The organism is Acidovorax sp. ACV01 (assembly GCF_014851495.1).
Taxonomy (GTDB): Bacteria; Pseudomonadota; Gammaproteobacteria; order Burkholderiales; family Burkholderiaceae_C; genus Acidovorax; species Acidovorax radicis.
Map to the genome: position 1 here is coordinate 297,203 of NZ_JACUZT010000001.1, position 17,726 is coordinate 314,928.

Below are 17,726 nucleotides of genomic sequence, written 5' to 3' on the forward strand. Positions count from 1 at the left end.
TGTTCCAGAGTTTTTCATGACGCAACAACCCACAGGATTTTTCTCCACCCGCCGATCCCTCCTGCTCACTGGCGCAGCCGCGCTGGCAGCGCCCATGGTGCTGCGTGCACAGACGCCGGCCAAGGTCGTGCGCATCGGTTCGCCCGACCTGGGGACGGCCAACAAGCCTTCGCCTGGCAGCAGCGCGCTGGCGGTGGCGCACGCCAACCGGTGGCTCGAAGAAGAGTTCGCCAAGGACGGCATCACGGTGGACTGGAAGTTCTTCCGGGGGGCGGGCCCGGCTGTGGCCGAGGCCCTGTCGGCCAAGCAGCTGGACGTGGTGTTCCTGGGCGATCTGGCCTCGGTCATTGGCCGCTCGCGCGGCCTGCCCACGCGCTACCTGCTGCCCACAGGGCGCGGCTCTAACAGCTATCTGGCCACCGCGCCAGGCGTGAAGATCAGTTCGGTGGCCGAGCTCAAGGGGCGCAAGGTGTCGGTGCTCAAGGGCACGGCCTACCAGCGGCCCTTTGACAACCTGCTGGCCACGGCCGGGCTCACTGAAAAAGACGTCAAGCTCATCAACCTGGACTGGCCCAGTTCCAAGGCCGCCGTGGTGGCGGGCGAGATCGACGCGACCTTTGGCGGCTCCGACCTGTTCTTGCTGCGCGACAAGGGCGTGAACATCCCGTTGAGCACCAAGGGGCGCGGGCCTGCGTTCACCATCAACGCGGGTGTGCTGGCCACGCAGGACTTCATCACCGGCAGCCCACAGCTGGCGCAGCGCCTGGTGCACCAGGTGGTGCGCAGTGCCCATTGGGCCTCCCAGGAGTCCCACCGCGAGGCCTACATCAAGCTGGTGGTGGACCACAGCGGCGCCCCTGAGATCGGCGTGCGTGCCGAGTTCGAGGGCGAGCAGCTGGCCAGCCGGTTCTCGCCGCTCATCGACGAGGCGCTGGTGGCAGGCTACCAGGGCGTGGTGGACGATGGCCTCAAGCTCAACCTCATCCGCCAGGGCTTTGATGTGAACGCCTGGTTCGAGCCACGTTTTGCGCAACAGGCGCTGCGCGACCTGAAGCTGGAGCGCCATTGGTCTGCGCAGGACGCACAAGGCAAAACCAAGGGGGCGGCATGACCAACAAGCCCGTGCAACCGCCCAACATCGTCTTCATCCTGGCCGACGACCTGGGCTGGGCCGACCTGAGCGTGTATGGCCAGACCGACTTCAGCACACCGCACCTGGACGCGCTGGCAGGCGAGGGCGTGCGCTTCACGCAGGCCTATGCCAACTCGGCCGTGTGCTCGGCCACGCGGTTCGCGCTCATCACCGGGCGCTACCAGTACCGGCTGCGCGGCGGGCTGGAGGAACCCCTGGTGCGCAAGGCCCATGTGCATGGCTTGCCGCCCGAGCACCCCACGCTGCCCTCGCTGCTGCGCAATGCGGGCTACGACACCGCGCTGATCGGCAAATGGCACCTGGGCAGCCTGCCCACGTTCGGCCCGCTCAAGAGCGGCTACAACCGATTTTTTGGCAACTACGGCGGCGCGATCGACTACTTCACGCACAAGCCTGGCGTGGGCGAAGCCGTGCCGCGCGATTTGTACGAAGGCGAAGTGCCGGTGGAGCGTGTGGGCTACTACACGCAGCTGCTGGCCGACGAGGCATCCAGCTGGCTGCGCAGCCGCGACACCCAAAATCCGTTCTTCCTGTCGCTGCACTTCACCGCGCCGCACTGGCCCTGGGTGGGGCCGGAGGACGAGGAAATATCCTTGAGCCTGAAAGACCTCTTTCACTACGACGGCGGCAACCTGCAGACCTACGCCAGGATGGTGCGGTCGCTCGATGGCGCCGTGGGCCAGGTGCTGCACGCGCTGCAGGAGCAGGGCCTGGCAGACAACACCATCGTGGTGTTCACCAGCGACAACGGTGGCGAGCGATTTTCCAAAACCTGGCCTTTTACTGGTCAGAAGACCGAGCTGCTCGAAGGCGGCATCCGTGTGCCCACGCTGCTGCGCTGGCCCGCACGCATTGCGCCGCAGGTGAGCGACCAGGTCACCGCCACCATGGACTGGTTGCCCACACTGCTGGCGGCGGCTGGCGTGGAGCCCGACGCCGACTACCCATCCGACGGCGAGAACATCCTGCCCGTGCTGGAGGGCCATGCCCGTGTGCACCCGCGCACCTTGTTCTGGCGCTACAAGTCGCAACGCCAGCGCGCCGTGCGCGAGGGCCGTTTCAAGTACCTCAAGATCAACGACAACGAGTTCCTGTTCGACGTGGAGGACGACACGCTGGAGCGCGCCAACCTGCGCCACAAGCACCCCGAGGTGTTCGAGCGCCTGCGCACGGCGTGGGAACAGTGGAACGCGCAGTTCCTGCCGATCACCGACGAGGTCGTCACCCACGGCCTGTCGCCCGACATCCAGGCCGACCGCTATGCCCCCGACCTGAGCCAGCGGGGGATGTGAACATCCCTACCTGCAAAAAAATCAATAAAAATTGGCCCTGGCGCTTGATGAGTAAGCGCTAGAAGCTATCAAAAATATAGTATTTGACGTGCTGCAAATGACGGGTGTGCCCTCTGGCTGCCATCCGCACCCACCCTCACCGGGCCCTGCAGTGGCGGCCACCTTCTTTCTCTCTCACGGGCTTCTATGAACTTTCAGCAACTGCGCTCCGTGCGCGAAGCCGTGCGGCGCGGCTTTAACCTGACCGAAGTGGCCCACATGCTGCACACCTCGCAACCTGGCGTCAGCCGCCAGATCCGCGAACTGGAAGAAGAACTGGGCGTGGAGATTTTTGTGCGTGCGGGCAAGCGCCTGACGGGCCTCACGCCACCCGGCGAGGCGCTGCTGCCCACGGTGGAGCGCCTGCTGCTGGAGGCCGACAACCTCAAGCGCGCGGGCCAGGATTTCAGCGACAGCGCCACAGGCCGGCTGTCGGTGGCGGCCACACACTCGCAGGCGCGTTATGCGCTGCCCCAGGTGGTGCGCGACTTCCGGGCGCTGTTTCCGCAGGTGTCGCTGCACCTGCACCAGGGCTCCCCGCGCCAGGTGGCCGAGATGCTGCTCAGCGGCGAGGCTGACATCGGCGTGGCCACCGAGGCACTGGCGGGTTATGACGCACTGGTCACGCTGCCGTGCTACCGCTGGACCCACAGCATTGTCGTGCCCCCGGGTCACCCTCTGCTGGAGCTGGAGGGGCCGGTGACGCTGGAGCAGTTGGCGCAGTACCCCATCATCACCTATGAGCTCGGCTACACGGGCCGCGCGCACATCGACGAGGCCTTTGCCCGCGAGGGCATCGCCCCCGACATCGTGCTCACCGCCATGGATGCCGACGTGATCAAGACCTATGTGGAGCTGGACATGGGCGTGGGCATCGTCGCTTCGATTGCCGTGGACGCCGAGCGCGACCGCCACCTGCGTTTGATCGACGCGGGCCACCTGTTCGAGGTCAACCTGACCCGCCTGGGCCTGCGCCGTGGCGCCTGGCTGCGCGGCTACGCTTACCACTTCATCGAAAGTTTTGTGCCCACGTTGACGCGGGAGGCTGTGGAGAAAGCGGTGCAGCAGGGTGGCTATCGCTCTGCAGATGCGGAGGAGGACAGGGGTATTTAGGGGAGTTGTTCCCCGGCGGTTACGGTACACCTAGGGCCTGCCCGGCCCGAGAGGATGTGGCACAGACGGGGACCGGTCTTCCCGCAGGCCCTATTCAAGGGAACGGGTCCCGGGGGCTATTTCTTGGCGGCCGTGCTTGCGCCCTGGTTCGCATCAATCTCTCGCAGCATCTCGTTGGATTTGTCCAGTGCCTGTGCCGTCTCGTTGAGCTGTTGTTCGATCTCCGCCGTCCGCTCGACTGCGGACTGCAGATCGCCCTCAGCGGCCTTGGCAGGCACTTTGGTGGACAGCACGGCATGAACCACTTCCAATTCGCTTGCAGCAGCTTTGATCTGCTCGGCCGCTTCGACGTTTTGGCTCAGGACATCGGAGATGGCAGCGTCCTTTGATTGCATGGTTTTGGTCGCCATAGGTAGGGTTTAGAGTAAGACAAACTGGGCTCGAACATTCCCCGAGAGAAACACTTCACCGGGTGACTGCCTACATGCTGGTCAATGGCGTTGGACGGAATGGGGAAACGCGTTCTTCAACGGGTGCGCCCGGCATGTTTTGCGGTGCATCCCGTTGCCATTCTCGTCGAAGACCGCCAGACCCCACAAGGCGCCCTTGCGGCTGAAGCTGGTCACAGCCTTTGGGACGGTGGGTTGACCATGCACAGGTTGTTGGCAACGGTCACGCAGTGGGCGCATACGCTCATAGTCTTGAGCGGCCAAGTTTGATGCGTGAAATCCATGGCAGCGTGTTACAAACGTGCGCAAAAGGGATGGAAATGAAAATCTTCAAGGCTTTGGCCGCTGCTTGGCTGCTGGCGTGCTGCAACGCGCATGCTGCCTACACGACCTACATCTATGAGAGCGGCGGTAACGTCGTGGCAAGTGGAGCAGGGACACTCGATACGACGTCGCTGGGAGCGCTGGGGGCTTTGTCCGTGACCCCATTGGTCATTCCGGTCAGCGCGATATTGCGCGTGGGAACGCCCGGGGCATCCATCCAGGCATTTGGTCCGCTGAACGGGCCCGCATCTTTTGGCCCGGGCGGTCTGACAAATGCAGATGGGGGTACCGGGGACATGGTGGGGCTTTTCGGCGCGCTGGCATTGTTTGTGCCCCAGGCCTACGTTGCAGGTGATCCACTCAGTTCGTCAGCCAGCTGGTCTGCCGCCACCCTTGCAACCCTGGGCTTGACCCCTGGCGACTACACCTGGACGTGGGGCAGCGGGCCTTCCTCCGACTCGTATACGCTGCGGGTAGGGGTTGCTCCGCCAGGGGTGATCGTCGCATCCATTCCCACCCTGTCTGAAGGGGCTGCGGTGGTGATGTCTGCACTTTTGGCGATTGCCGGTATCTGTGCCCTTCAGCGGCGACGGCCCTAGACGCGACGCACCGGCTTGCCGCCGTGCCCCCGCTGGCGCAAAGGGCCACGATGCTGGTGTTGGGGGCTGCAGACAATCTCAGGCTCCAGCACGCCCGACCGCGTCGCATATTTCGCGCCACCAGCAACTTGCCGATGTAGGACCACGCCCATGTCCACGGCCGTGAAATAAGCGCATGCTGGGCAAAGCATCGATGACCACTGGAGCTGGGTCTCTTCGCCCCCGGTTTTAGCAACTCCAGAACCAAGGTCAGCTATGTGTATCAAGATCACCGTTGCGCAAACGGTGCCGGATGACGCATTCACGCGCATCGTGGCATTGACGCAGTTCCTTCAGAAAACCGACCCCAACTTCGAAGACCAGCAGTTTGGAATTGCTCGTGGTGAGGCGGCTGATGTGGTCGTCATCGATCCGGAGGACAAGATTCGTGAAAAGCTTCTGCATCTATTGGTGGTAGATGCGATAACGGCCGACACGGATTCGGTCATGGGCTCGCTAAGCTAACGAGGCGGCAATGCCCGAGGACTCCAGAAAACGCTGAGTCGCCCCGCGCCCTGGCGGGCGCAAGCTCGCAGCTATTGACCACAAAAAAGTCCTCCGTGCTCCATCGAGCGCTTTGTTTGTTGAGGACCCCATGAGTATCACCATCACTGTCGATCACACCGTTTCTGAGGACGATTTCGAAGAAGTCGAGACTCTGGCGAGGCACTTGCAAGGCAGCGACTACAACTTCAATGGCCGGGCAATTTGGGTCATCCGTGGCTCCCTGACAGACGTCACAGATAGCCAGGATCCATTGCGGGGGGCGCTGCTGATGCTGATGGTGGACGGCTTGTTGAAACGCTTGCGCATCCCGTCCAAATAGATGAGAGGGGCGCTTGTCCTCAACGTGTTCACTCCGCAGCCTTCGCCCCTGGCCACGCGCCGCCAGGGATGGCCACAACTTCGTCACACAGCTGGTTGTGGGCGGTAGCGCATGTGCCAGAACACTGCGGCCCCGACCACCGTGGCAGCAAACAAGCCAATGGCTACGGCGTTGAGCAGAGCACCGGTGGCCCGCCACGCAGGGTCGTACAGACCCATGCCCAACCGCACGATCAGTGAAAGATGCAGGGCCGCCAGCGGCACATAGAACAGTGAGCCGAATTGAAGCTTGATGCGGGCAATGGCGGGGAGGATGACCGGAGCGTGCCCCATCATCATGCTCACGATAAACCCCAGCCCCAGCGCGTGCAGTGCGGCATCCCGCAGCGGAAGGCCCAGCGCTGTGCCCGTCCAGGCCAACCCGGCAACCGCCAGCCAAACGTAGCCGCCCAGCAAGCACACGGCCATGAAACGCGCCAAGCCCTGGGCCAGCACGGTGCGGCGTGCGATGTCAAAAATGCCAAGCCACAGGGCCAGGAAAAACAACGAAAAACCGTAGAGCACCCCGCCCGCCCGCGGCGAGAACGCTGACAGCGCAGCACCCACAGCCATCGCACCCAGGAGCAGCCCCAGCGAAAGCTGTGCACCCGGGCGTCGGCGCATTAACCGCGTCATTTCCAGTCGCTCGGCGGCAATCGTCATCACCAGAAATGCAAACCACCACGGCACGCTGGACGCGTCCCCCGGCCGGCGCAGGAACAACAAGCTACCCGTGAGCCAGGCGAGTGCGCCAGCGAGCAGCAAGATGGTATGGGCCGCACGCTGACGATGAACCACCACCACATTGACCCCCACGAAAACCACTGCGGCCACGGCGAGCAGCCACGCACCCGCAGTCGTCTGGCCGGCCAGCAGGCACAGCCCTCCCAAACCAGAGGCTACCGGCGCCAGCCAGGCAGAGTGCCGCTTGACCGCAACGGCCCGCTCGATACCGATGACGGTGCCCATGAACCCGCAAATCATCAGTGCACCGTGGCTCACCGCTGCGTTGCCCAACCAATGGCCCGTCGGAAAGGGCAAAGAGAGTACCCAACCTGCTCGCAGCAGGCCTCCAGCGATGCCGCTCAGCAGCGCCAGTGCCACCAGTATCAAGAGGATGGGGACCAAGGTGCTGGCACGGGTGGATGCAGCGCGTTGCCTGGCAGGAGGTGAGCCCGCCGGAGGAGTCACCATCCCATGAAGCGCTTGGCGCCCTCGCTCAAGCGGTCGGTGGTCCATGGTGGCTCCCAGACCAGCTCGACCTGGATCAGCAACTCCGGTGGCATGTCGCGGTCGAGCTCGGTTTCGATTTCTTCCAGGATCACGTCGGTCACGGGGCACGCTGCAGAGGTCATGGTGACCAGGGCATGCAGCTTTCCTTGCGCTACGGTGACGCCGTAGATCAGCCCCACATCCACCACGTTCATGGCTACCTCGGGATCGACCACACGGCGCAGCGCTGCAAGGATCGGTGCGCGCAACTCCTCTGGGCCATCGTACGGAAAAGGTGATGCGCTCATGGCAATGTCTGCACTGCTTGGCGCTTACTCTTCACCGTGAGCGCGAGCAGGAGAATGGCTGTGGCGCCTGCTTGTGTAGGCGCTGAATGAGCGCCTGCAGAGGCCATTGGTGGGGAGGCGGTGGGCTGGAACATTGTGGCTCCTGAAAGGAAGTCAGCTTGGACGCACTATTGATTCGAATCGAGCGCAGAGACCTTTGCAAGCACGCCAGGAGATCAATGGCGCGCAGCACTTGCAACGCAATGCAAACTCAAAGTGAAAAATATGAATGAAATCAGTCTCTGGCGCTTTGTCAATAAGCGTTAATAGCTATCAATTTAATAGTATTCTTTCTGCGACTCAACGCGGCACACACCCCGCGAAGCCCTTCGGCCCCGCCGCATCCACGTCCGCCAGCGTCAGCGCCACCGTGCTGTCGTTCTGTCCCGGAATCTTGGTCAGTCGCTGCCCGTTTTGCCAACGCCACAGCTTGCCGTCAAAGCTGTAGATGAAGGTGTGGGTGCGGTTGGACAGCAGGTGCGCAGGGGTCAGGGTGATGGCCTGTGCGGCGGCCTCGGTGGTGGCCGTGGCCTGGGCTTCGTTGTCCTTGATGACGATCTTGCCGACGTAGGGTGTGACGGGCGATTCGGTGCGGTTGATTTCGCGCTGTACCAGGGCGGGGCTGTGGCCGGTCTTGGTCCATTCACCGCTGCCGCCGGGGCGCACATGGGGTTCGCGCGCGGCGAGGAACTGTGTACATGCTGCCACGAGGGTGCCGAAATCAGCCTCGGCAGTGCTGGATGTTGCAGGGATCTCACCAGCCCGATCACACCCAGAAAGTACCAGGGCTGTCAGCACCAGGACCGATAGGCCCACAGGCCCTTTGGCGAACTGTGGCCGGTGGTGGTGGGCCGTGGATGGCGACGAGGAGGAAGGGCGGGGGATGTGGGGCACGGGGTGATTGTGGCGGCTCATGGGGGTGCGCGGTCTTGATGTGCGTCAAGTGCCGGTCTGTCGCTGCTGCTGCTGCTGCCGCCGCCGCCGCCGCCATTCCCGCCGGCCACTCAGTCTGCCGGCCGGGCGTGTGGCAGCCAGACGCTGGCGACCAGCCCTGGGCCGTCTTGTGCCGGGTCCAGTGCCAGCCGTCCGTCCATCAGCTGCGCGTAGCGCGCCACGATGGACAGCCCTAGCCCCGCACCCTGGCCCAGGCGCACGCCCTGGTCGCCTTGTGCCCAGCGCTGCAGCAGGCGCTGCGCCAGTGCAGCGTCCACCCCGGGGCCGTTGTCGGCCACGCTCAGCACCACGTGCTCGCCCCGCATCTGCAGTGCGACGGTGATGCGGGGCGGGTTGCCGCGCCCATAGCGCAGCGCGTTGTCCAGCAGGTTGTTCAAGATGCCTTCCATGAGGGCCGCGCTGGCGCGCACCTCCACGGTCTGCTCCAGGCCTTCGGCCCCCAGGTCTACGCCCAGGGCGTCTGCGCGCGATAAAAAGCGCAGAAGTACATCGCGCACCAGGGCGTTGAGCGCGATCGTCTGCAGCGTCAGCGCAATGCCGCCTTCGGCCGCGCGTGCCAGAGCGAGCAGCTGGTCCACCGTGCGGCTGGCACGCTGTTCGGCCTGCTTGATGCCTTCGAGTTCGCTGCGCCAGATGGCGGGGTCGTCCTGTGCCAGCGCGTGGGCAGCCTGGGCGCGGATACCCGCCAGGGGCGTGCGCAGCTCGTGCGCCACGTTGCCGGCGAACTCACGCTGCGCATGCAGGCTGTGTTGCACCCGCGCCAGCAGGCCATCCAGGGCCATGCCCAGGCGTTGAACATCGCGGGTGCCTGCCTGCTGCGTCAGCGCCTGTGGCAGGGGCTGCAGGTCGGCGGCGTCGCGCTGGTCCACCGCATCCTGCAGCGTGGTCAGTGGCCGCAGGTCGCGTTCGATGCCACGCAACAGCCATGAGCCCAGCACCACCAGCAGCCACAGCTGGGCCAGGCCTGAATACACCAGCAGCCTGCGCAGCAGCTGTGTGCGCTCGGCCGTGGTTTGCGCCATGACCACCGTGAAGGAGGGGGAGCCTGCAATGTGCAGGCTCACGCGGCGCAGTTCGCGCCCTTGATGCGCGAGCTGCGAAAACGCGTGGGTGCTGCCCGGGGCCACGTTGCCCGCCGCCAGGTCGTGGTCGCCCGCGATGAAGATGCCGTCGGGCCCATACACCGCAAACCACACGGTCTCGCTTTGGTCAAAGCGCAGCAGGCCCACCTCGCGCGGGGTCAGGTCCAGCCGCAGCGCGTCGGCCCCTGGGCTCCCGCCGCGCACATGGGCCGCCAGCGCATGGGCATCGTCCAGCAGGGCACGGTCAAAAGCCTGGGCCACAAAATGGTTGCCCACGCCCAGCACCACAGCGCTGCCCAGTCCCCAGATCAGCACCAGTGACAGCAACACGCGGCGCCCGATGCGCTGGCGCAGGGCGGGCGGTTGGCGCCCGAGTGCCTGGCTGGCGCTAGGCACTGGTTGCCTCGTCCTCGAGCACATAACCCAGCCCGCGCAGGGTGCGGATGGCCGCGCCGCTGCCCGCGATCTTGCGGCGCAGGCGCGAGAACGAGGCCTCCAGCGCGTTTTCGCCCAGCACCTCGCCCGCGTCGGACAGGCGCGAGGACAGGTCGCCTTTGCTCAGCACGCGGCCGGGCGGCGTCATCAGCTCCCACAGCAGGTCGAACTCCCGCGCGGGCAGCTCCAGCGGTTGCCCCGCCACGCTGACGCGGCGCGCCAGGCGGTCCAGCGCCAGCTGTCCCACGGTGACGAGGTCGGCCGTGCCGCTGGCACGCCGCAGCAGCGCGCGCAGGCGGGCTTCAACCTCCTTGAGTTCGTAGGGCTTGCCCAGGTAGTCGTCGGCGCCTGCGTCCAGCCCGGCAATACGTTCTTCGGTGCTGTCACGCGCGCTGAGCACCAGCACCGGCGTGCGGTCGCCGCGTGCACGGGCGCCGCGCAAAGCCGTCAAACCGCTGCCCAGGCCGCTGCGAGCGTGTGCGGCATGGGGCAGGTTGAGGTCCAGCAGCACGGCGTCAAAGGCTTGCACGGCCCACCAGTGCTGGGCTTCTTCGATGGTGTGGGCCAGCTCGACGCGGTGGCCTGCGTTTTCAAGGCCGTGCGCCATGGTGCGGCTCAACACGGGATCGTCTTCCACCAGGAGGAGGCGCATGGGTCGGCTCTACGTTCTACGTGAAATTACGCATGGCCCAGATCAGCCAGCGATCAGGTTCGATGGGGATAGTCCACCAGCATAACGTTTCAGGAGACAGACTTTTCATGATCAATCGCAATCTGGTCAGAGGCTTTGCCCTCATGGCCCTGGCGCTGGGCTTTGGCCTGCCGTCGATGGGCTACTCGCTGGGCTCGCTCAGCCGCGCCGGCTCGGGGCTGTTCCCGTTCATCGTCAGCTGCATACTTTTTGCCATCGGGGGCATCACCGTGGTGCGCGCGCGCCTGGTGGCGCCCGTGCCGATGGATTTTCAATACCGCAACATCGCCATCATCCTCGGCAGCCTGTGCGGTTTTGCCGCGCTGTCGCACTTCGTGAACATGATCGCGGGCATCGTCTTCCTGGTGTTCTGCTCGGGGTTTGCAGGCACGTCGTACTCGGTGGTGCGCAATCTCAAGATCGCGGCGGTGCTGGTGGGCATTGCCTTCATGTTCCAGAAGCTGCTGGGCGTCAACCTGCCGCTGTACTGAGGTCATCACCATGGACGTCCTCCACAACCTCGCGTTCGGCTTCAGCCACGCGCTCACACTGCAGAACCTGATGTTCTGCGCCCTCGGCTGCACCGTGGGCACCCTGGTGGGACTGCTGCCGGGCCTGGGCCCGCTGGCCACCATCAGCCTGTTGCTGCCGCTGACGTATTCCATCGACACCACCGGCGCACTCATCATGCTGGCCGGCATCTACTACGGGGCGCAATACGGCGACAGCGTGAGCGCCATCACCATGAAGATCCCGCACGCCAGCTCCATCGTGGCGTGTATCGATGGGTACCAGATGACGCTCAAAGGCAAGACGGGCCTGGCGCTGTTCACGGCGGGGGTCTCCAGTTTCATCGGTGGCACCGTGGCCATTGTGGTGCTGGCGTTTCTGGCCCCTAGCCTGGGTGAGGTGGCCTTCCTGTTCGGCCCGGCAGACTACTGCGCGCTGATGCTGGTGGGCTTTGTGTGCGTGAGTTTTGTGACCACGGGCAGCCTGCTCAACGGCCTGGCCATGTGCATGGTGGGCGTGCTGCTGGGCTCGATCGGTACGGACGTCAACAGCGGCCTGGCGCGCTTCACCTTCGACATGCCGTTTCTGGCCGATGGTGTGGGCATCGTGAGCATTGCGCTCGGCTGCTTTGGCATCGCCGAGATCACCAAGAACCTGGATGCCCGCGAAGAGCGCTCGCCCTTCAACGGCAAGATCAAGCTCATCCCCACCTGGCCCGAGTTCAAGCGCATCATCCCGAGCGCCCTGCGCGGCAGCGTGGTGGGCTCCATCCTGGGCATCCTGCCCGGCGGCGGCCCGGTGATCGCGCAGTTTGCGGCCTACGCGCTGGACAAGAAGGTCAGCAAGTACAAGCACGAGATCGGCAACGGCTCCATCGAAGGCGTGGCCGGCCAGGCCGCTGCCGACGAGGCCGCCGCGCGCACCAGCTTCATCCCGCTGATGAGCATCGGCATCCCCGAGAACGCGGTGATGGCGCTGATGATGGCGGCCTTCATCATCAAGGGCATCCAGCCCGGCCCCAACATGATCGCCGGCCACCCTGAGCTTTTCTGGGGCCTGGTGGCCAGCATGTGGATCGGCAACTGCTTTTTGCTCATCCTGAACGTGCCGCTGGTGCGCTACTGGCTGTCGGTGTTCAAGATCCCGTACAACGTGTTGTTCCCGGCCATTTTGTTCTTCTGCTGCATCGGCACCTACAGCATCAACAACAACCTGGACGACGTGTTCATCACCGTGGCCTTCGGGGCGCTGGGCTACCTCTTCATGCGGCTGGAGATGGACCCGTCACCGCTGATGCTGGGCTTCATCCTGGGCCCCATGCTGGAGGAGAACTTCCGCCGCTCCATGCTGCTGTCGCGCGGCAGCTTCGATGTGTTCATCAACCGGCCCATCAGCGGCACGTTGATCAGCCTGATCGTTGCATTCATCCTGTGGCAGACCTTTGTGTTCTTCCGCCAGCGCGGCAGGGCCAAGCAGCTGGTGGTGGCAGAGCCCGCCGCAACCTGACGATTGACTCTCTGTTGGCTGCTTCGCAGTCTTGCAAGGCCGGTCGCCCCAGGGCGACCGGCCTTTTTTGTAGATCACTCCACCTTCCACCATCCGGGCAGCAGCATGCGCACTTCGGCCCGCCCGAACCGGTCGTCCATCAGGTGCACCACGCCTTCGTCGCTGGGCGTGCGGATCACGCGGCCTGCGGCCTGCACCACCTTTTGCAGCCCGGGGTAGAGGTACGTGTAGTCATACCCTTCGCCAAACAGTGCCTGCATGCGCTGGCGAATCTGCTCGTTGACGGGGTTGACCTGCGGCAGGCCCAGCGTGGCCAGAAACGCGCCAATCAGGCGCCGGCCCGGCAGGTCGATGCCCTCGGCAAACGCGCCGCCCAGCACGGCAAAGCCTATGCCTTCGCTGGTATCGGTAAAACGCTCCAGAAACTGCCGCTGCTCCGCCTCGAGCATGCGGCGCGACTGGCGCCAGTGCGGCAGGTGCGGGTGCCGCTCTGCAAACACATCGGCCACCTGCTGTAGATATTCGTAGCTGCTGAAAAACGCCAGGTAGTTGCCCGGCCGTGCGCTGAACTGTTGCGCCATCAGCTCGGCAATCGGCGCCAGCGACGCGTGGCGGTCTGCATAGCGCGTGGAGATGTGGCGCGCCACCTGCACCTTGAGCTGCGCACTCTCAAACGGCGACTCCACATCCACCCACACATGCTGTTCGGGCAGGCCCAGCAGGTCGGCGTAGTAGCGCGCGGGCTGCAGCGTGGCCGAAAACAGCGTGCTGGTGCGCGCAGCCTCCAGCCGGGGTTGCAGAAAAGGCGCGGGCACGACGTTGCGGATGCACACCGTGGCGCTGCCGGGCTTGGCGGCGGCGCTGCCCGGGCGCGACAGGTGCGATGTGTGCGGTGCAGGCCGGGAAATGTCCACCAGCGAATTCGAGTCCAGCAGCTCGGCCAGGCGCGTGATGTGCATCGCCTCGAAGTAGAAGGTCTGCAGCGCCACATCAAGGTCGGCTGGGTGGTCGGAAAAGTGGTCTGACAGCGTGGTGCCGCACTGCTGCAATGCGCCCAGCAGCGCCTCCGGAAAGGCGTCGTACACGGCATAGTCCGCGGCCTGCGCTTTGTCGAGCGCCACCCAGCAGCGGCGCACCTTGTCCAGCGCCTTTTTCAACGCGGGGTGGCGGCTGGCAGCGGGCGATGTGCGGGCCGCCGCCAGCGTGTCGGGGCGCAGCTCGGCGCTGTACATCTTGCGACCGCGCTCCACCAGGTTGTGGGCCTCGTCCACCAGCAATGCGGCGCGCCATTGGTTGGCCTGCGTCAGCCCGTGCAGCAGGCCGCCAAAGTCAAAGTAGTAGTTGTAGTCGCCCACCACCACATCGGCCCAGCGGGCCAGCTCCTGGCTGAGGTAGTAGGGGCACACCCGGTGGGCCAGCGCCGCATCGCGCACCTGCGCCTGGTGCAGCGGCACGCTGTGGTGGTGATGGGCCGGGGCATTCGGTGCCGCTGCCTCTGCCGCACCCCGGGCCACTTCCTCCGATGCCGCACCGCTGCGCGCAGCCTGCAGCGCCGCAGCGCGCGCCCCAGGCAGTCGGTCGTAAAAGCCTTGCGCCAGCGGGCACGACTCGCCGTGGCAGGCCTTGTCGGGGTGCTCGCAGGCCTTGTCGCGCGCCACCAGCTCCAGCACGCGCAGCGGCAGCGTGGGCGCGCTGTCGGCCAGGCGTGCCAGTGCGTCCAGCGCCGTCTGCCGGCCCGAGGTTTTGGCGGCCAGAAAGAACACCTTGTCGAGCTGCTGCGCCGGCGCCGCCTTGAGCAGCGGGAACAGCGTGCCCATGGTCTTGCCAATGCCCGTGGGCGCCTGGGCCAGCAGGCAGCGGCCTGCTGTGGCCGCCTTGTACACGGCCTCGGCCAGCGGGCGCTGCCCCGCGCGAAAGCCGCCAAACGGAAACACCAGCGCGCCCAGCGCCGCATCGCGCGCCGTGCGGTGTGCCACCTGCTGCTCGGCCCACGCCAGAAAGCGCTGGCACTGCGCCTCAAAGTGCTCGCGCAGTTCGTCGGCGGTGCAGTGCTCGGAAAACACTGTCTCCTTCTGCGAGCCGATGTCAAAGTACACCAGCGCCACGTCGATGTGCGCGAGCTGCTCTTGCTGGCACAGCAGCCAGCCATACACCTTGGCCTGCGCCCAGTGCAGGTGGCGGTGTGATGTGGGCTGGCGGTCGAGCCGCCCCTTGAAGGTCTTGACCTCGTCGATGCGTTGCTGGACTGGGTCGTAGCCGTCGGCACGGCCGCGCACCTGCAGCGTCTGGTAGCTGCCGCTCAGCGCCACCTCGGCCCGGTAGCCCTTACCCCTGCGCGCGGCCACCACGCCATGGCCGGCTATGCCTTCGAGTGCGGTGGGGGCGGGCGTAAAGCGCAGGTCCAGGTCGCCCTGCTTGGCGGTGAACTCACACAGCTCCCGCACCGCCACGGTGTAGGTCATGGGGCCTCGGTGCAGGGTGGGGGGCTGTCGTCGGGCTGCACTAGCAGCTCACCCGCCGCAGCGTCGCCCGCACCCGGCTCCCCCAGGTGCGCCTGCGCCAGCTCCGTCTCGCTGCGCATCGGCGTGGCCTTGCACAGCGCCATCCACACCGCAAAGGGCAGGGCGCAAGTGGCATGCCGCGCGGGCCGCAGCAGCTCAAAGCGGCCCCCATCACCATCGTCCAGCCCGCCGTGCAGCACCCACACGCCAAAGTGCTCGGGGATCTCGTCCACTTCCGCCACACCCGCCGGGAACACGTAGTAGCACTCCTCGCACAGCCACTGGTAGGCCTGCCGCTTGGCGTCGTGCCGCAGGTCCGACAGCAGGTCGGCCCGGCTCGCCTTGACCTCATGCACCATCGGCTGCAGGTACGCCGGCACCGTGGTGTTGCGCACCGAAAAGAGATCGGGCCGCGCCATGCGCCACACATTGGCCGCGGCGCGGGTGGCTGGGGTGTCGGCGTCTTCGCTCCACAGCGGGGTGCTGTGGCGCTGGGTAGTGCTGCTGATGTTGCTGTTGCTGCCGGTGGGCGCGGTGGCCGCGGCGGTATCCGGCGGGCCAGGAGGCGGCTGCGGCGCCGGCCCATCCACCACCGCGCGCAGCGACAACTCCCGCCACACAATGCGCCCCGCCGCCAGCAGGTGCTCGGCAAACTTGGCCGCCAGCCGGTCGTGCGTGCTCAGCGCCCGCACACCGCGCTGGCGCGCAACGGCCAGGGTGCGAATACCTTCATCGGTGAGCCGCAGGGACTCGAACCCCTCGGGCGACACATGCAGCGCCACCAACTGCGCGGCCAGCAGGTCAATCTCCAGCGCGTCCTTGCACGGCCACCCCGCAGAGCGCCAGATTTGCATGAGGCGGGTGCGGTGGAAGCGGGTGAGTTGGATGGGGGGCGGGGAGGACGGGGTGGGGGAGGGCAGCGCCGTCATGGGGTAGAGGGACGGGTGGCGGGGTACTGATTTTAATCACAGTGCCCATGGGGCGCGTCCCTCAAGCGGCTAGGGCAGCGCCAGACGGATGAAAATTGAGAAAAATTGGCCTCTAGCGCTTGATGGGTAAGCGCAATTTGCTATACAAAAGTGAGCAATATTATGCAGGCAGCCGTATAGGCATACGATGACTGCCGTACAGCGGTTGCCGCCTTTGGCAGTCAGTTTTCTAGGGTCAGCTTTGTCGCCAAAAGCCGTCTGTGCAAGACGCCGACGCGTTGATCTGTCGATCCGCCTGAGTCCTAAGCTAGCTGTGCAACCGCCCCGAATGAAGGCATGTATATCCGAGCCAGGCTTTCGTTGCCGACCGCTACATGACGGTGACGTGGCGCAATCAAGTGCTGGCGGCACCTTGTACGGCAGCGATGTATAGAGCGCTGCAGGTGCTCAAGCAGGGCGCTGGCGGCACACCCACCAAGAAAGCCCCAGGCCTACCACCGAAGCCACGCCGGTGACCACCCAGGTGAAATGCCAGCCACCCGCCAGGCCGGCCACCCAGGCCACAAGCGGTGGCCCCACGAACTGGCCACAGGCCGAGCACTGCTGCACCCAACCCATCGTGGTGGACACCGTACTCTCGCTGGGTGCCAGCCGTACCGCCAGGGCAAACAAGGTGGCGGGAATCATCCCGCCCATGGCCGAAAACGCCACCACGGCAGCGAAACGAAGGACCGGGCCATCGCCCGCGAAGGGGCTGAAGGCCACCACCGTCGCCAATGCCGTGCCGCCGAAACCGATGACCAACAGATGGTGCGTGCGCCAACCCGCCCGCATCAAGCCGCCGGCCCCCAGGTTCCCCACCACGTTGGCCGCGCAGGCCAGTGCGGTCAGCGCACCCGCAGCCACGCCGCTGACGCCCGCCTGCATGTAGATGGAGGGCAGAAACCCGATGACGGCCAGCCACTGGCAGGAGTACATGCCAAACGCCACCGCCACCACCCAGGGCCCGGGACTGGCCAGGGTGAGCCGCAGCCGCCGCGTCAGAAGCACCACCGCGGGAGGCGGCGGGTCGGTGCGCGGCCGCGCCACGGTGGCGCGCCGCGCATCCGGGCCAACGGCCAGGGCCAGCCAGAGCCCCGCGCAGCCCGCCAGCACACCCAGCAGCCCCCACCAAGCCTGCCAGTTCCACAGCCCCATGACCACCGGCCCCGCCAGAAGCGCCAGGGCAACGCCGGCGGGCATGTAGGCCCCCCACAGCCCCATGAAGGCGGGCAGCCTGGCAGCGGGCACCAACAGCCGCATCAAGCTGGGCGCCGGCAGCACAACCCACAGGAAACCCAGCCCCTCCAGTGCCCGCAATGCCAGCAGGTCCGCCGCCTGGCGGGCCCACACGCCCGCCAGGCTGGCGATACACAGCACGCCCAGCCCATACAGCATGCTGCGCCGCAGGCCAAAACCATCGGCCAGCGCCCCCACCAGAACGCCGAGCAGCATGCCCGCCAGCTGGACAGCCGACAGCAAGAAGCCCGCCTCGACCAGCGAGACCCCCAACGCATCCCGCAACACGCCGATGGCGGGTGGAATCTTGCCGATGTGCACGGCGGCCGCGAGCCCAGCCAGAAAGACGGCAATGGGCGCGCGCAGGGGAAAGGAAATCAACGATCGCATTTCTTCAAGGCCTGAATAC

At 65.6% G+C, this 17,726-nt stretch carries 17 protein-coding genes; 8 read left to right on the forward strand and 9 right to left on the reverse strand.

Features of this window, described 5'->3' with window-relative positions:
* Window positions 1-16: 16 nt before the first annotated feature.
* The 3 genes from IB243_RS01430 to IB243_RS01440 all read left to right on the forward strand — a co-directional run bounded on the left by IB243_RS01430 (window position 17) and on the right by IB243_RS01440 (window position 3,597).
* Window positions 17-1,111 carry an ABC transporter substrate-binding protein gene (locus tag IB243_RS01430; RefSeq protein ID WP_057223853.1) on the forward strand — a complete coding sequence of 365 codons (1,095 nt, stop codon included), beginning with the start codon at window positions 17-19 and terminating at the stop codon, window positions 1,109-1,111.
* A complete protein-coding gene (locus IB243_RS01435) occupies window positions 1,108-2,445 on the forward strand; it encodes a sulfatase (protein ID WP_192424490.1) in 1,338 nt (445 codons plus the stop codon). The genes IB243_RS01430 and IB243_RS01435 overlap by 4 nt, the downstream gene beginning before the upstream one ends.
* Before the next feature lie 186 nt (window positions 2,446-2,631).
* On the forward strand, window positions 2,632-3,597 hold the full coding sequence (locus tag IB243_RS01440; protein ID WP_192424491.1) for a CysB family HTH-type transcriptional regulator: 966 nt from the start codon (window positions 2,632-2,634) through the stop codon (window positions 3,595-3,597).
* Window positions 3,598-3,713: 116 nt separating this feature from the next.
* Here the strand turns inward: IB243_RS01440 and IB243_RS01445 are convergent, their stop codons facing one another.
* Window positions 3,714-4,007, reverse strand: coding sequence for a hypothetical protein (locus IB243_RS01445; RefSeq protein ID WP_192424493.1), 294 nt, complete (start codon window positions 4,005-4,007; stop codon window positions 3,714-3,716).
* A 353-nt stretch (window positions 4,008-4,360) separates the two neighbouring features.
* Here IB243_RS01445 and IB243_RS01450 point away from each other — a divergent pair, with 353 nt between their 5' ends.
* The 3 genes from IB243_RS01450 (at window position 4,361) to IB243_RS01460 (ending at window position 5,834) form a co-directional block, all read left to right on the forward strand.
* Window positions 4,361-4,969 (forward strand): IPTL-CTERM sorting domain-containing protein, encoded by a 609-nt coding sequence (locus IB243_RS01450; protein WP_225584656.1) that lies wholly within the window; start codon window positions 4,361-4,363, stop codon window positions 4,967-4,969.
* A 255-nt stretch (window positions 4,970-5,224) separates the two neighbouring features.
* Window positions 5,225-5,473, forward strand: a complete 249-nt coding sequence (locus tag IB243_RS01455) for a hypothetical protein (protein ID WP_192424497.1) — start codon at window positions 5,225-5,227, stop codon at window positions 5,471-5,473.
* A 130-nt stretch (window positions 5,474-5,603) separates the two neighbouring features.
* Window positions 5,604-5,834: a hypothetical protein gene (locus IB243_RS01460; protein WP_192424499.1), complete on the forward strand. Its 231-nt coding sequence runs from the start codon at window positions 5,604-5,606 to the stop codon at window positions 5,832-5,834.
* Window positions 5,835-5,917: 83 nt separating this feature from the next.
* Here IB243_RS01460 and IB243_RS01465 read toward each other — a convergent pair whose 3' ends face one another.
* The 5 genes from IB243_RS01465 to IB243_RS01485 form a co-directional block, all read right to left on the reverse strand.
* Complete coding sequence (locus IB243_RS01465) at window positions 5,918-7,000, reverse strand: hypothetical protein (protein WP_192424501.1); 1,083 nt, start codon at window positions 6,998-7,000, stop codon at window positions 5,918-5,920.
* 59 nt (window positions 7,001-7,059) lie between these two features.
* Window positions 7,060-7,392, reverse strand: a complete 333-nt coding sequence (locus IB243_RS01470; protein ID WP_192424503.1) for a metal-sulfur cluster assembly factor — start codon at window positions 7,390-7,392, stop codon at window positions 7,060-7,062.
* A 339-nt stretch (window positions 7,393-7,731) separates the two neighbouring features.
* Entirely contained in the window at window positions 7,732-8,346 is a 615-nt protein-coding gene (locus IB243_RS01475; RefSeq protein WP_192424505.1) for a hypothetical protein, read from the reverse strand.
* Between the two features lie 89 nt (window positions 8,347-8,435).
* A complete protein-coding gene (locus IB243_RS01480; protein WP_192424507.1) occupies window positions 8,436-9,887 on the reverse strand; it encodes a sensor histidine kinase in 1,452 nt (483 codons plus the stop codon).
* Window positions 9,856-10,554 carry a response regulator transcription factor gene (locus IB243_RS01485; RefSeq protein WP_192424509.1) on the reverse strand — a complete coding sequence of 233 codons (699 nt, stop codon included), beginning with the start codon at window positions 10,552-10,554 and terminating at the stop codon, window positions 9,856-9,858. The genes IB243_RS01480 and IB243_RS01485 overlap by 32 nt, the downstream gene beginning before the upstream one ends.
* 107 nt (window positions 10,555-10,661) lie before the next feature.
* On the opposite strand from IB243_RS01485, the gene IB243_RS01490 reads away from it, so the two are divergent.
* Both IB243_RS01490 and IB243_RS01495 read left to right on the forward strand, forming a co-directional pair.
* Complete coding sequence (locus IB243_RS01490; RefSeq protein ID WP_010461343.1) at window positions 10,662-11,084, forward strand: tripartite tricarboxylate transporter TctB family protein; 423 nt, start codon at window positions 10,662-10,664, stop codon at window positions 11,082-11,084.
* Window positions 11,085-11,094: 10 nt separating this feature from the next.
* On the forward strand, window positions 11,095-12,609 hold the full coding sequence (locus IB243_RS01495) for a tripartite tricarboxylate transporter permease (RefSeq protein ID WP_010461345.1): 1,515 nt from the start codon (window positions 11,095-11,097) through the stop codon (window positions 12,607-12,609).
* Between the two features lie 74 nt (window positions 12,610-12,683).
* On the opposite strand, the gene IB243_RS01500 is transcribed toward IB243_RS01495, so the two are convergent.
* From IB243_RS01500 to IB243_RS01510, 3 genes are all read right to left on the reverse strand, one after another.
* Window positions 12,684-15,071 (reverse strand): ATP-dependent DNA helicase, encoded by a 2,388-nt coding sequence (locus tag IB243_RS01500; RefSeq protein WP_192424510.1) that lies wholly within the window; start codon window positions 15,069-15,071, stop codon window positions 12,684-12,686.
* Complete coding sequence (locus IB243_RS01505; protein WP_192424512.1) at window positions 15,068-15,964, reverse strand: hypothetical protein; 897 nt, start codon at window positions 15,962-15,964, stop codon at window positions 15,068-15,070. The genes IB243_RS01500 and IB243_RS01505 overlap by 4 nt, the downstream gene beginning before the upstream one ends.
* A 522-nt stretch (window positions 15,965-16,486) precedes the next feature.
* Complete coding sequence (locus tag IB243_RS01510; RefSeq protein WP_192424514.1) at window positions 16,487-17,707, reverse strand: MFS transporter; 1,221 nt, start codon at window positions 17,705-17,707, stop codon at window positions 16,487-16,489.
* Between the last annotated feature and the right edge of the window lie 19 nt (window positions 17,708-17,726).

What these genes read in the sequence shown, in the direction of transcription:
- IB243_RS01430 (WP_057223853.1), top strand. Translation starts at nt 17, where the DNA reads ATGACGCAACAACCCACAGGATTTTTCTCCACCCGCCGATCCCTCCTG.
- IB243_RS01435 (WP_192424490.1), top strand. Translation starts at nt 1,108, where the DNA reads ATGACCAACAAGCCCGTGCAACCGCCCAACATCGTCTTCATCCTGGCC.
- IB243_RS01440 (WP_192424491.1), top strand. Translation starts at nt 2,632, where the DNA reads ATGAACTTTCAGCAACTGCGCTCCGTGCGCGAAGCCGTGCGGCGCGGC.
- IB243_RS01445 (WP_192424493.1), bottom strand. Translation starts at nt 4,007, where the DNA reads ATGGCGACCAAAACCATGCAATCAAAGGACGCTGCCATCTCCGATGTC.
- IB243_RS01450 (WP_225584656.1), top strand. Translation starts at nt 4,361, where the DNA reads ATGGAAATGAAAATCTTCAAGGCTTTGGCCGCTGCTTGGCTGCTGGCG.
- IB243_RS01455 (WP_192424497.1), top strand. Translation starts at nt 5,225, where the DNA reads ATGTGTATCAAGATCACCGTTGCGCAAACGGTGCCGGATGACGCATTC.
- IB243_RS01460 (WP_192424499.1), top strand. Translation starts at nt 5,604, where the DNA reads ATGAGTATCACCATCACTGTCGATCACACCGTTTCTGAGGACGATTTC.
- IB243_RS01470 (WP_192424503.1), bottom strand. Translation starts at nt 7,392, where the DNA reads ATGAGCGCATCACCTTTTCCGTACGATGGCCCAGAGGAGTTGCGCGCA.
- IB243_RS01475 (WP_192424505.1), bottom strand. Translation starts at nt 8,346, where the DNA reads ATGAGCCGCCACAATCACCCCGTGCCCCACATCCCCCGCCCTTCCTCC.
- IB243_RS01480 (WP_192424507.1), bottom strand. Translation starts at nt 9,887, where the DNA reads ATGTGCTCGAGGACGAGGCAACCAGTGCCTAGCGCCAGCCAGGCACTC.
- IB243_RS01485 (WP_192424509.1), bottom strand. Translation starts at nt 10,554, where the DNA reads ATGCGCCTCCTCCTGGTGGAAGACGATCCCGTGTTGAGCCGCACCATG.
- IB243_RS01490 (WP_010461343.1), top strand. Translation starts at nt 10,662, where the DNA reads ATGATCAATCGCAATCTGGTCAGAGGCTTTGCCCTCATGGCCCTGGCG.
- IB243_RS01495 (WP_010461345.1), top strand. Translation starts at nt 11,095, where the DNA reads ATGGACGTCCTCCACAACCTCGCGTTCGGCTTCAGCCACGCGCTCACA.
- IB243_RS01500 (WP_192424510.1), bottom strand. Translation starts at nt 15,071, where the DNA reads ATGACCTACACCGTGGCGGTGCGGGAGCTGTGTGAGTTCACCGCCAAG.
- IB243_RS01505 (WP_192424512.1), bottom strand. Translation starts at nt 15,964, where the DNA reads ATGCAAATCTGGCGCTCTGCGGGGTGGCCGTGCAAGGACGCGCTGGAG.
- IB243_RS01510 (WP_192424514.1), bottom strand. Translation starts at nt 17,707, where the DNA reads ATGCGATCGTTGATTTCCTTTCCCCTGCGCGCGCCCATTGCCGTCTTT.